The following is a 13376-nucleotide window of genomic DNA, read 5'->3' as shown; positions in this document are numbered from 1 at the left end:
CGTTCGCAAAAAACAATCATTTTCTATCAAAATCATTCAAAAATATTCAAAATATTTTTTTGATCCAAGAAAGCCCTTCAATGCCTTGCAGCCAGCGAATGGCATCGCTTACGAAAAAGCCTTTTTTCTATCGTTTGGAAGCTTCTTCCGACAATAAACGTTCAAGAACGTCCAGCTCCAAATATCGGAACCGATCCGGCTTTTGCCGGTCAAGACCGGACAGTAATCCGGCCGCAATACCAGGTCAGCCGGCAAAAGGCCGGCCGCGGCCGAACGCAAAAAAACCGGGCTTGGCCCGGTTGAGACTTTTGTCCGGCTTCGAAACGTTCCGGCCGCGTCAGCCGATCGTTTCGACCACATTGCCGTCCGCATCTCGGATCAACGTTTTTTCGATTCGGATTTTCAGCGCTTTGAGCGTTTCCAGCTCGAATTCGCCCGCTCTCGGCTCCAGCCGGCGCGCCAGTTCCGTCACCGCTTCGGTATTGAGATAAATTTGAAGTTCGTCGCCGTTCTCGACCAGCCGGTTCTGGAGATCGGGGATCAGCAGCACCCGGCGTTCCTGTCCGATCAGCGCCAGTTCTTTGCCGTGCGCCAGCCGGGCGGGCAGGATCCGGGCCAGCGACAGGGTCTGCTTCGCGCCCATTTGCAGAATATATCCATTGCTTTTGAGCAGGTGCCGCTTTTCTTCCCACAGCAAATTGTCGAAATACAGATGGCCGGTATTGGAGCCTTCCGCCCGGCTGCCTTCTTCCGCCGCCGCAAGCACGCCGGGATCGTCGAACAGCGAATTTCTCGACAGATCGGTGATATACAGCGGCAGGCGCGATTTGACGGTCTCCATCACTCTCAGCGTATTCCAGGCCTGCATGATCTCCATCTCGTCTTCCGTAATCCCCACCGCCTGGATAAACGTAAATTTGCCGAACGGCGATCGCGCCGTGCCGAGCTCCGGATCTTCCACGAACGCCACCGCCGTCAGCTTCGTGTGCTCGCCGACCTTGATCGGCCCGTTCGCGTCCAGGTGGTGTCCCGGCTCGAATACATTGCCGCTGCTGAAAACGTACCGGGCCAGGTTTTGCAGAAAGTTGATCGCCCAGGCCGGAGGTTCTTCTTCGCCCTGCCGCGCCAAACGAAACGTAAGTTCAAAGCCGAATCCGCTGTATTCCGCGTTCTGCGACTCTTTTTCGTACAGCTCGGTCAGTCCGTACGTCACGTAATGCCAGTGGGGTACGGGCTCCTGCCGCGCGTATACGCTGACGCCGTCGAGCGGATCGGGTCCGCCCAGCCGGTAGGAAACCAGCGTTCCGTAGTGGAACGGCTCCGCGGCTCCGTATATCGTCGCCAGCTCCGCGTCGATCGCTTGCCATCCCGGCGCCGCATCCTCCGCCGGTTCGCTTTCCTGCCGCTGTTCATCGTCGTTCATGGTCAGGCTCCTCTCCGATTGCTTTTATTCGTTCGCCTGCTTTCTCTTTACCCGCAAACGGCCGCGATGCAAAAGGCGGAACGCAAAAAAACGGCCGGAAAAATCCCGGCCGTATTCTTCCCGCCGCCGCGATCGCATACTGCGACCGCGGCGGGCCGGAATAATTCTTTATTCCGTTTTGAATCTGGCGATGCGCGAGCGAAGTTCGTCGGCGCTGCCGGATACGCCGCCGGACAGCTCGGAGATATTGGCGATCGCCTGAGCCTGTTCCTGCGTGGACGACGCGGCTTCTTCGGTGCTGGCCGCGCTTTGTTCGGCCACGGCGGCGATATCGGTCATGATTGCCGAGACCTGGTCCGCGCTGCGCTTCAGTTCGTCCGACGACGAAGAGACTTCGCGGATGCGGCTTGTAATGCCGTCGACCGAGCTGCGGATCACATCGAAAGCGCTGCGCGTCGAAGCGGCCGCTTCGACCTGTTTGCCGACCGTCGCCTGGAACTCCCGGATTTCGTCGATGCTCTGCCGGCCCGCTTCCTGGACGCCCAGCAGCAGCTGGTCGATATCGGCCGCCGACGCGCGCGCCTGCTCGGCGAGCTTGCGCACTTCGTCCGCGACGACGCTGAAGCCTTTGCCGTGCTCGCCGGCCCGCGCCGCTTCGATCGCGGCATTGAGCGCCAGCAGATTGGTCTGCTTCGCCACGGTATGAATCAGGCTGACCGCCTGACCGATCTTGACCGTCTGGTCGCCAAGCCGCCGGTTCGCTTCTTCGACGCGCTCCGCCGAGCTCCGCCCGGCTTCCGTCAGTACGCCCTGCGAGTCTACGGCGTTCAGCCCTTCGCGCATCGCTTCGCTCACTTCGTCGGTGCCGGAAGCGGCCAGGCTGACGCTGCCCGCGATCGCATCGATCGAGTCGTTCATTTCGCCGACGCGTTCCACGCCGGATTGAATCGATTCCGCCTGATCGGAGGCTCCTTTGGCCAGTTCCTCGATCACGACGGCGATCTGGTCGGAAATATGCTTGGCGCCGCTCGCCTGTCCCTGCATATGCTTGGCCGACGCTTCGACGCCTTCCGCCGATCCGGCCACCGTATGGATCAGGTCTCGCAGGCTGACGGACATCTCGTTAAACGCGCTGCCCAGCTTGCCGATCTCGTCGCGCCCTTTGACGTCCACCGTCGCGGTGAGATCGCCCTCGGCCATACGCAGCGCGCTTTTTTGCAGCAGGATCAGCGGTTTGATCAGCCGGTCCGCCGCGAACAGCGCGACCAGGATCAGCAGTACGGCAAGTCCCGCGATTCCGGCGAAGAACAGATTGCGCAGATGCGTGTATTCGGCAAACGCATAATCTTTGGAAACGGAAGCCGCCACGATCCACCCCGTGCCCGCGACTTTTTGATAATGCAGCAGCTGCTTCTCGCCGTTGTACGTATACTCCAGGCTGCCCGAATCGCCCTGCAGCATTCGATCGGCGATCGACGCGTAATCCGCTTCGTCTTTGAGCGGTTTGTTCACATAGTCCGCATTGGGATGAGCCAGCACAACGCCCGTTTTATCCGTCAAAAAAGCAAAACCGCCGTCGATCTTAATGTTATTGATCGTATCGGTGATGGTCGACAATCTCATATCGCCCGCCATCACGCCGGCAAAGTTCCCGCTTTTGTCGTGCAGCGGATACCCGATCGAAACGGCGTACTGCCCGCTGATCAGGTCGAGATACGGATTGCTGAAATTGAGCGCGTTCGCGGCTTTCGCTTCCGTGTACCACGGGCGCGCTTTGACGTCGTAACCGGCGTCCGGCACCCAGCCCGAACCGTCGATCATCGTGCCGTCTTCAAGCCCCAGATAAAGATCCGACAGATTGTCTTTGTTCGAAGCGGCCGTATAGGCCTGCAAATACGATGCGTCGAGTCTTGCAAACGGCACCGCCGATTCCAGAATCTCCGCCGTCGTTTCGACAACCTTGGCATTGGCGTTTACCCAGCCGCTCATCTGCGCCGAAGTATTCACCGCCGTGGCGCGCAGGGTATCGTTGACCGACTCCACCGCTTCCTGCTTGATGCTGTTCAGGGCGAACAGGCTGATACTTCCCGTTCCCGCCAGCGTCACAACAACAAGCAGAATAGCCAATTTCCATTTTAAATTCATAGAGAATCCTCCCGAAATCAATCTCGTGTAACGAATACGCTGGCGCAAAGCAGGCGGGATCGAATGAGTCAAGAAGCGGAGTGTGTGCGAAGACCAGTTGGTATTTTCGATATTTATCGACAAGGCGGGGCGGAAACTTTATGCGAAAAGAGGGGCAAAACCAAAATTTTCACGGGACTGCCCGGATTTTTTTATCGCCCGGATGTCCGCAGATGCAAATTTGCAAATCGCTGTTGACAAAACCCGGATTGGGTTTTATGGTTAGTTACATGACTAACAAACCGGAAAGGTGGTTGGGATGCCGATACATTTTGACGAGAACCGGCCGATCTTTCAGCAGATTGCGGAGCGCGTCGAGGACGATATTTTGAACGGCACGTACGGCGAAGAAGACCAGATCGTCTCGACGACCCAGTTTTCGCGCATGTTTCAGATCAATCCGGCGACGGTGGTTAAAGGCTTCGCCCTGCTGGTGAACGAGGACATCATTTACAAAAAAAGAGGGCTCGGCATGTACGTGGCGGCGGGCGCGAAGGAGAAAATCATGGGCAAACGGCGGAAACGCTTTTACAACGATCTCGTGGTCAAGCTGCTGGAAGAAGCGGAAAAGCTCCAACTGACGAAAGAAGACGTGGTCGCCATGATCCAACAGGAGAAAAGGGGTTAAACGAATGACCGATGTATTGAAATGCAGCAGCCTGGTCAAAGCGTACGGACGGACCGAAGCGGTCAAAAGTCTGAATCTGAACCTGAACGAACATACGATTTATGGACTGCTCGGCCGCAACGGGGCGGGTAAAACGACGCTGCTCGACATGATTACCGGCGGGCTGTTCCCGGACGGCGGCGAGATTCGGGTGCACGGACAAGCGCTGCGCAGAGGCGAAGTGCCGCGGCAGACGTGCTATGTGCGCGAAAAAAACTTCTACCCCGGCGGCGCGAAGGTCGGCGAAGTCTTGAACATGGCCTCGACTTTCTATCCGGATTGGGATTCGGCGCTGGCCGAGCGGCTGCTCGGAGAATTCAAGCTCAACTCGCGAAAAAAAATGCGCCAGCTGTCCAGGGGCATGGAATCGCTGGTCGGCAATATCGTCGGACTGGCCAGCCGGGCGCCGCTGACGATCTTCGACGAACCGGTGCTGGGGCTGGACGTGCTGATGCGCGAGCGCTTCTACCGCGTGCTGCTGGAAGATTACGCCGAGTATCCGCGCACGATTCTGCTGTCCACGCACCTGATCGACGAGATCGCCACGGTGGTGGAGCGCGTCTACATTATGGAAAGCGGCGATATTTTGCTGAACGAAGAAGTCGAGCAGATCCGCGAACGCGCTTATCTGGTCAACGGCAGCGGCGGCGCGGTCGAAGCGTTTACGTCGGGCCGCCGGGTGCTGTACCGCGAAAATTACGGCAGCCATACGATTGCGGCTTTATATGGAGAAATCGGCGCAGAAGAACGCCGCGAAGCGCAGAGCCGGGGCATCGAATTCGACGGGCTGCCGCTGCAAAAGTTTTTTGCTTATCTGATTGAAGGAGGACAGGAACATGAATAAACTCGGGGTACAGTTCCGGGCTTCTTTTATTCAGATCCGGCCGGCATTGTGGGTTGTAATCGGCTTGATCGCGGTCAGCATGATCGCCGATTTTACGGTAAATATGGCGCTTGGAGACAGCGCGGAGAACGTCCAGATTTCCTCGGGCAATATGCTGCTGGCGCTGCTGCCTATTGTCGCGATTCTGCTGCCGCTGCGTACATTCCGGCAGATGCTGAATTTCGGCGCTTCGCGCAGCGAATTTTTCAAAGGACAGATTGCGATTTATGCGTTTGCGGCGCTGCTGCTGGCTCTGTTCAACAGTCTGTGGTGGCTGCTGGAGACCGGATTTATCCGCGATTACCGGCAGACGATCAATATTCTGGAAGTGTTCCACTGGACGCAGTTCGGGCCGGTCGGCATGTTCGTTTATCAAACGGTATTCTATTTCTTCGTGCTTACGCTGTTTAATCTGCTGTTCTCCGGTCTCCAGTCGGCCGCCGGCTGGGTGCTCTGGGTGCTGCTGATCGCGGCGATTCCGGTCGGGACGGCGATCGCTTCGCTGCGGGTGCACGTCGCCGATTTCTTCCTGGCGCTGCTGTTCAACGATTCGCTGATAGCGGGCATGGCGGTGAATCTGGGCTTGAGCCTTGCGTTCCTGGCGGGAGCCTGGTTGTTTACGGCGAGACGCCGGTTTTAACGGTTAAAAAAGAGCGCTCTTCGAAATGCGAAGAGCGCTCTTTTGATGGGGAGAGATTTAACCCATTACATTCTCGACGCGGACATTTTGACGATCATAAGCGCCATTTCCTGACGCAGCAGCGGATCGAACGGCCGGTAATCGTAACGGCCGGACTCGCTTCGCGTTACTTCCGGACCGTAGAACTGCGATTGGATCATAAACTCGACCGCTTCCCGCGCTGCTTCGGACGGCTGCTCGGTCAGTTCGATATCGGCCGGGACTTCTTCATCGACCAGCAAGTACACGATTTGAGCCGCTTCTTCGCGGGTGATCGGGTCCTGCGGCCGGAAGCTTCCTCCCGGAGAATCGCCGAACGCCCCCAGTTCCGCCAACAGTTCGATCCATGCCGTATTGGGATCGCTCTCTGTGTCGTCGAAGCGCGAAGGTTTTTTCGACGGCGCCAGATGGGTCAGCACTCCGATCTGCCAGGCGAACTCGCTGCGCGTTACGGGCTGCTCCGGGCGAAAATTCGGTTCGCTTTCGGCCGGCGAGAGCCCCATCAGCCGTTCCGCGTTAATCGAATCGGCATACGGACTGTCCGTTTTCACATCTTTGTACGCGGGATAATCGGGCAGCCGTTCATACCATGAGCCTTCGCTGTCGACGTTCAGGTAACGGCCGCGTCCTTCTTCGTCCAGCCTGAATCCGATGCGATTGCCGTACAGGTCGACAAACATGTTTTCACCGGAAGGAACGAGATTCATTTGTACGCTCATCGGGGCATTGCTTTGCATTTCCAGGCGATCGTTCGCGGCTCGAACGTTAACGTACAGCTCGGGCGTGCGCAGGTCGCGATAAATGCCTTCGTAGGCCTGAAGATCGACAGAACCGGGCGCCGTTTCGGACGAGGCCGCTTTTGTCTGCGACGGGTAATAATGATTCATGAAGTCTCTGAAAAACTCCGGCGCGGCATCGTAAGCGTCGTTGTTCGTCGAGATAAAGACGCCGACTCCCCGCTCGGGCAGCAGCCACAAATGCGAAGCGAAGCCGGGCAGGTTCCCGCCTTTTCCGACTACTTCTTCGTCGTTGTTCAGCTGATGGGCCGTGTAGGCCAATCCGTAAGTCGTATTGGGCATCTCGGCCGAGAAACCGAACTGCGCCGACTCCATTTTTTCCAGCGACTGCCCGCTCAGCACCTGCACGCCGCCCGGATTTGTCCGTCCGAGCATCGCCAGCATAAATTTGCCCATATCCGCTCCGGTCGTCAGCATGCCGCCCGTCGGCGAAACCAGCGGATTGGTAGGCAGCGATTCGATTTTTTGCATGGAAGAGTCGTAGGCGGTCGCCAGACGGTTCTTCGTTTCCTCGTTCAAGTCGAATCCGCTGTCGTTCATGGCAAGCGGCTCGAACAGATTGCGGCGCAGCGTTTCTTCGTAAGGCGCTCCCGCAACCTGCTGCACAATGTATCCCTGAAGATTGTAACCGAAGTTATCGTAACGATATACCGTACCCGGCTGCCGGATCACGGACGGCATGTAATGCTTCACGTAAGCATCCAGCGCTTCCGCGTCTTTGTATTTCCCGGCCACGACCGGACCTTCCGTATAGTCGAATCCGCTCGTATGGGTCAGCAGATCGGCCATCGTGACGGGCGTTCCCGCGTCGTCGGCAAAAGTCAATCCGTTCATATAGGTCTGCACGTCCTGCTCGAGATCGATTTTCCCCTGGTCGGCCAGCTGCATGACAGCCGCCGCCGTAACCGTTTTCGTGATCGATCCGATGCGAAACAGCGTCCGGTCCGCATCCACGGGAGCGCGAGTCTCGATATCGGCGTAGCCGTAGCCTTTGCTCAGCAGCGCTGTCCCGTTGCCGACGACCGTTACCACGACGCCCGCTCCCTGCAAACGATTTTGTACAGCCGTTCGGTTAAATACCGAATCGATAAACTGTTCCACCTCGGCCGGATTGTTGGGTCCGTTCGCTTGGGCAGCCCGCCCTGCCGAATCTTCGTTTACCGCCGTTTTCGCTTCTGTTTTTACTTCCGTTTTCGCCTCCGCTTTCGTTTCCGTCTTCTGCGGGCTTTGCGACCGGCCTTCTTCCCCGCCCTGATGCTTCACTGTAAGAAAAACAGCCGTCATAATCACGATCAACAGCGCGCCGGCGATCAGCCAATTCTTTTTACGAAATTCCGGCATCTTCCCTGCACCTCCTCGATTACTGGCTAGCTCTACTCACGTATACGGCAAAATGATGATAACGGTTGCAATTATAATATGTAAAAAAAGTGAACAAAAAAATCCCGCGTCGGCGGGACTTTTCATTCCTTTTTCACGCGCGAAGCTTATCCGATCTCTTTGCGTTCTTCTTCCCGGCGCAAACCCAGTATACCGTTCATCTGCTCCAGCAGATTTCCGCCTCCGCTGAGCGAAATGGTGCCGATCTTCTCGCAGATTTTCTCTACGAATTCCAGCTCTTTGAGCCGGTACAGCGTCGCATTCTCGTCCATCAGCTTGGCGGTATTGAGCAGACTGCGCGTGGAAGCCGTTTCTTCGCGCCGCGTGATCATATTAGCCTGCGCTTTTTTCTCGGCCAACAGCACCGTATTCAGGATCGAGCGGGTTTCGCCCGGCAGAATGACGTCTTTGAGCCCCGCCGCCAAGAACTCAACGCCGTAGTCCCCGCTGCGCGTACTCAACCGGGCAAGCACGAAGTCGCCGATCTCTTCTTTCATCCGCAGCAGATCGTCCAGCTTCAGCGTTCCGACATACTCGCGCAGCAGCAGCTGAAGCTGGACGTAGACCTGTTCTTCGACGTTCTTGATCTCCGCCGCGCGCAGCGGATCGGCGATCTTGTACTGGCAGACGAAATTCAGCCGCAGCGAAACTTTGTCCTCCGTCAAGATCTCCTGTCCCGTCATATCGAGCTGCTGGCGGCGCAGATCGAATTTCTCGACCGTTACCGCTACGGGGCCTTTCCAGAAAAAAGAACGTCCCGGCCCCAGACGGCGCACCAGTTTGTTGTCGAAGTAAAGCAGTCCCGTCTCGTGGCTGGACACGTCAACGATCTGGATATAATTCGAACCGATCTTCTCCATCGCGGAGCGCGGAATTTGTTCTCCCGCTTCCGGGTTGGAGAGGTCCGCGCGGATAAAAGAATGCTCCCGCTCCTCGTTCCAAAATGCGTACGTCCCCGCCGTCAGCAGGCTTTCGAAGCGGCCGTTCTCCATATGCACGGCGTACTCGTCGTCGCCGACTTCCGCTACGGTTACCTGCCGCATCAGTTCCGGATCGTGCGCAAACAGCCGGATATCGGCAGCCGCCTCTTCTTCGCCGCTCCATCTGCCGCGATTGTCCAACCGGGACGGCCGGTATTGAAACGGCTCGTTCAGCGCTTTGAACACGACCGTCCGGCTTCCGCCGGACCAGCCGAAGAAGCGGTGTTCGCCCGGCATCAGCAGCCGGACATAGCGCCCGCGCTCGAACAGCAGCGCGCGCTCGCCGTCGCGGACTTCTACGGTGCGCAGGCCGGCTCCGAGCGTCAGCGTTCCGTTGCGGGAATCGGCCGGCTTCGTATCTTTGCCCGGCAATCCCGGGATCTTGCGTCCGTGCGGCACAGCGGAATTGGATGTATAGGAATTTGTTTTCATCGGATAGTTCCTCCCTGGAATTTTTGCGGCGGAAGCCCGTGCACGCTCGCGCGCGGAGCCGAACTTGAGCCCGCATCGGCCGGACGTTCGGCGGCGGACGCTCCGGGCCGGCGAAGCGGTCCCGACTTCGGACCGCCGCCCGCCCGGAGCGTTCGCGCCGCCTGAGATCCGGCGTCCGCGGACGAATCCGTCCGGCTGCTAAGCGCCTTTGCGCGCCGGCCCCCGTACAGGCGGCGCCGGCGGAACTTCCGCTGCAAAAACCTTCATTGTAGTCTCCATTAAAAGTGGAGTGCTCGACCAGAGCTCGCGCTTTTACGAGTGGGGATTCGAACCCCGCAGCAAATATCGCTTGTTCTCGGCGAATACTTCTTCCGGCATACCGCGGCGCAGCGCGCCCGGCACCGCGGGACCGTGTGGAGGTCCCCGCCTCGGGAATTCTTTCGCTATCGGCTTTCGAATTGAAGCCGTGCGTTTATCTTCGCCGATCCGGGGAGGAAGGAACAGGGCGGAAATATGGCGAATTGCATATCGACGATGGATTTCGCGCCTTGGCGGAAATATGGCGAACCCATTAATCCCACCAGAATTCCCATATGCCCCCGCGCTTCAGTTGCGCCGCATACTGCCCGATGGAATCGAAAGACTCCAGCACGTACTGGCAGAAAATAAAATGTTCGCGCGCCAGATCCAGCGCTTCTTCATCCGTCCGCGGCAGTATCTGGGCTTGAAGAATCCAGGTGTCTTCCGTAACGGCAATCGGAACCGCTTCGTAGCGCTCGTACCAGTCCCTGAACAAAATCGCTTGTTCGATCGGCTGCGGGCAGTCGTTGTAGCCGCCCATCGGCACAATCAGAGGAGCGTTCCAGAGCTCAGAAGCCGGAAGGGCGAGCAGCAGCAGGCCGTCCTGCGCGTAGCGTTCCACCCATTCCGCATTCGGCATACCGGCCGACGAATCGAAACCGTCGTCCCCCGAAGACTCTTCCGCCGGCATGCGATCGTCCAGCAGCCCGATTCCCGGCTCCCACTGCCCGGCATACGCACGATACAGGTCCCGCAGATCGAATTCTTCAAAGCCAGGGCTATCCTCCGGCGAGTCTTGCCGATCCAGCCGATCGGCAGCAATGCTCCGCAGAGCATCCAGGCCGGATCTTTCCGCCGATTCCCCCGCCTGCGCTTCGGCGTAAGAACGGATACTTGCCGCGCCGTCCGCCGCGAGCTCCATCATGTCCTGGATATTATCGCCCGGCAAGATCAGCAGCCGGGGCAGGCCGTCGGGAAACATAAGTGGAAACTCGACTCGTCCAACCTCACGGACCTCAACCTGATACGTCTGCAAAAAATCGGTGATCGTGCGATTCATCCTTATCCCCTACCCGCTTTTTTTAGTAAAAAACATATCTTATACTACTATATTCCATTAAACTGCACAATCCGATAAATTTACAGGCAGCTTGTTTGCACCTAAACTTGTATTTGGCAGGCCGGATACCGGTCGTTTTATGCAAAAACGCGGCAAGACCCCGGCGCCGCGGCGCCGGGGTCTTTGCCAACATCATATTTATCAGGGGGTGCCTGTGAAACCGATCGGAAGGTTGAAAAACCGGAAGCCTGCGTTCAAATCCCTTTGGTCTGCGGATTGAAGCGCAGCCCTTTGCTTTCTTTGCCCTGAGGAGCTTTGCCGTGCGCTCCGGCGCTTTGGCTTTGAGCTTCTTCGCCGCTTCGCGCGTCTTCCGAAGTCTCGGATTCCGGCGTCCGCGGCGCTTTCACGAACAGCGCGATCAGGAACGAAAGCGCGCACAGCACGCCGATCACGAGAAACGTCGGTTTGAATCCGCCCAGCAGCGCGGCGATAAACGAAGCGGACAGGGCCCCCAGGCCGAAGCCCTGGTAGATGACGCCGTAGTTCTTGCCCTGGTTCTTCAAGCCGAAGAAGTCGCTGACGATCGCCGGGAACACGGTAATATTGCCGCCGAAGCAGAAAGTGATGGCCGCCACGCTGGCGAAGAACAGCGGATACGTCAGCGTCGCGAAGCTGAGCACCGTAACGGCCGCGAACGTCACCAGCAGCGCGCCCGATACGACCCGCAGACGGCCGACTTTATCGGACAGCGGCCCGAGAATGAGGCGGCCGGCGGTGTTGAACACCGCGATCATCGCCACCGCGTTGGCGGCTGTCGCCGCGTCGAGACCGGCCAGGCGCACGCCGATGTCTTTGACGCTGCCGATCAGGTACAGTCCGCTCATGCAGGCGGTGAAGAACACGACGAACAGCAGGTAAGCTTGCTTGGTCTTGAGCATTTCTTTGACCGTAAAGTCTTTGACCCTGCGGCCGGAAGCGGCGGCGGGCGAAGCGCCGACGACGGCTTCGCGGATCAGCAGCGAACCGAACGTCACCATGGCGAGCACGACGATGCCCCAGATCAGGAACGCCTGCGATACGCCGCGCGATTCGATCATCGCGCCGTTGACATATTTGAAGATCAGGCTGCCGGTGCCGTACGCGCCGACGGATACGCCGGACATCAATCCTTTATGCTTCGGGAACCATTTGATGAGGTTGGACAGCGAGGTCATGTACGCCGTGCCGTCGGCGTAACCGACAATCACGCCGGCGACCAGATACAGCAGGCCGAGCGACGACACCTGCGAAGACAGCATGAGACCGATGCCGAGCAGGATGCCGGAAGCCGCGATCAGCTTGCGGATACCGAATTTGTCCTGGAGTTTGCCCGAGAACAGCGTGGCGAACGCGAGCGCGAAGCTGGTAATCGAGAACGTCATCGCGGTGCCGTCGAGTGCCCAGCCGAATTTGTCGGCGAGCGGCTGGTTGAACAAGCTCCAGGTATAGATGGTGCCGAGTCCCATCTGCACGATAACGGTACCGATCACGATCCACAGGCGATTGACGCGGGCCTGCGCGCTTGTTTGCGCGACCGAAGAGTTCGAAATTTTCGTAGAAGAAGCTGCAAAGGTTTTCATCCGGTTTCCTTCTCTCATTCGTTTTGCGTTTCCTTATGGCTTTAGTATAAGCACTCAAGCCGGTTCGGAAGCGTTTTTGGAATGAGATGCCGCGGACGCGGAATGAAATGCACCGGACGCGCCGCGAGCGTTTTGAAACTTTTTCAGATGCGCATAAGCTGCCGGAATTCCTTTACTTTGCTGCGGCTGACCGGCACTTCGGCGCTTACGTCGCGCAGTCTGAGCAGATACGTATTGTTGAACCACGGCACGATCTCCCGAATCTTCGACAGATTGACCGTGTACGAACGATGGCAGCGGAAGAACTTGTCCTGCGGCAGCCCCGCCTGGAAATCGGAAATGCTCATATGCATCGTGTATTCTTCTTTGCGCGTGTAGACGAGCGTCGTTTTCTCCTGCGCCGAAGCGTAGTAGATATCGTCGGCGTCCACCACGATAATTTTGTCGCCTTTGTACAGATTGACCCGCCGTCCCGCGGAGAGATCCTGCGCCCCTCCGCCCTGCGCCGCATTCCCGGCTGTTCCGGGAGGCGCGGCAGGCGCCGGATACGAGCCCGTCGACGGATTCGCCGCAGCGCCGCCCTGCTCCCGTTCTTTTTTTGCCGCAAACGCCGTTTCCAGCTTACTCAGCATCGCCGCGATCCGCGGTTCGTGATACGGCTTCAGGATATAGTCGAACGCTTCGATCTCGAACGCTTCCGCCGCATGCTCTTTGTACGCCGTGGTGAACACGATATACGGCTTATGCGCGAATTTGCTGATACTTTTGGCCAGCAGTACCCCGTCGAGCGACGGAATATTGATATCGAGAAAGATCACGTCCACGTCGCGGCTCTGCAAAAATTTCAGCACGTCGATGCCGTCTTCGAATTTGCCGACGATCTGCACCGAACTGTTTTTGCCGATCAGGTAGTCCAGCTCCTGCATCGCGAGAAACTCGTCCTCCACAATGATGCCGGTCATGCCCGCGTTG

General features: G+C 57.9%; 10 protein-coding genes. 3 read left to right on the top strand and 7 right to left on the bottom strand.

Annotated elements, in window-relative coordinates; translation table 11 throughout:
• Positions 1-337 precede the first annotated feature (337 nt).
• Together QWJ34_RS06455 and QWJ34_RS06450 are read right to left on the bottom strand one after the other, a co-directional pair.
• Complete coding sequence (locus QWJ34_RS06455) at positions 338-1423, bottom strand: suppressor of fused domain protein (protein ID WP_302726242.1); 1086 nt, start codon at positions 1421-1423, stop codon at positions 338-340.
• A 168-nt stretch (positions 1424-1591) separates the two neighbouring features.
• Positions 1592-3568: a methyl-accepting chemotaxis protein gene (locus tag QWJ34_RS06450; RefSeq protein ID WP_302726241.1), complete on the bottom strand. Its 1977-nt coding sequence runs from the start codon at positions 3566-3568 to the stop codon at positions 1592-1594.
• 298 nt (positions 3569-3866) lie between these two features.
• Between QWJ34_RS06450 and QWJ34_RS06445 the strand changes: the two genes are divergently transcribed.
• The 3 genes from QWJ34_RS06445 to QWJ34_RS06435 are packed head-to-tail and all read left to right on the top strand — an operon-like array spanning position 3867 to position 5797.
• The gene (locus QWJ34_RS06445) at positions 3867-4235 is read left to right on the top strand and encodes a GntR family transcriptional regulator (protein ID WP_302726240.1); all 369 of its coding nucleotides are present in this window, start codon (positions 3867-3869) and stop codon (positions 4233-4235) included.
• 4 nt (positions 4236-4239) lie between these two features.
• A complete protein-coding gene (locus QWJ34_RS06440; protein WP_302726239.1) occupies positions 4240-5118 on the top strand; it encodes an ATP-binding cassette domain-containing protein in 879 nt (292 codons plus the stop codon).
• Positions 5111-5797 (top strand): hypothetical protein, encoded by a 687-nt coding sequence (locus QWJ34_RS06435; RefSeq protein ID WP_302726238.1) that lies wholly within the window; start codon positions 5111-5113, stop codon positions 5795-5797. Before QWJ34_RS06440 ends, QWJ34_RS06435 begins: the two co-directional genes overlap by 8 nt.
• Before the next feature lie 65 nt (positions 5798-5862).
• Here the strand turns inward: QWJ34_RS06435 and QWJ34_RS06430 are convergent, their stop codons facing one another.
• The 5 genes from QWJ34_RS06430 to QWJ34_RS06410 form a co-directional block, all read right to left on the bottom strand.
• Positions 5863-7974 carry a serine hydrolase domain-containing protein gene (locus QWJ34_RS06430; RefSeq protein WP_302726237.1) on the bottom strand — a complete coding sequence of 704 codons (2112 nt, stop codon included), beginning with the start codon at positions 7972-7974 and terminating at the stop codon, positions 5863-5865.
• Between the two features lie 146 nt (positions 7975-8120).
• Positions 8121-9425, bottom strand: coding sequence for a slipin family protein (locus QWJ34_RS06425; protein WP_302726236.1), 1305 nt, complete (start codon positions 9423-9425; stop codon positions 8121-8123).
• A 571-nt stretch (positions 9426-9996) separates the two neighbouring features.
• On the bottom strand, positions 9997-10785 hold the full coding sequence (locus QWJ34_RS06420; RefSeq protein ID WP_302726235.1) for a DUF4253 domain-containing protein: 789 nt from the start codon (positions 10783-10785) through the stop codon (positions 9997-9999).
• A 254-nt stretch (positions 10786-11039) separates the two neighbouring features.
• On the bottom strand, positions 11040-12290 hold the full coding sequence (locus tag QWJ34_RS06415; protein WP_302726717.1) for an L-lactate MFS transporter: 1251 nt from the start codon (positions 12288-12290) through the stop codon (positions 11040-11042).
• A gap of 257 nt (positions 12291-12547) precedes the next feature.
• Entirely contained in the window at positions 12548-13366 is an 819-nt protein-coding gene (locus QWJ34_RS06410) for a LytR/AlgR family response regulator transcription factor (protein WP_302726715.1), read from the bottom strand.
• Between the last annotated feature and the right edge of the window lie 10 nt (positions 13367-13376).

Source organism: Saccharibacillus sp. CPCC 101409 (genome assembly GCF_030518235.1).
Classification (GTDB): domain Bacteria; phylum Bacillota; class Bacilli; order Paenibacillales; family Paenibacillaceae; genus Saccharibacillus.
This window is presented reverse-complemented; position numbering and strand designations above follow the sequence as displayed.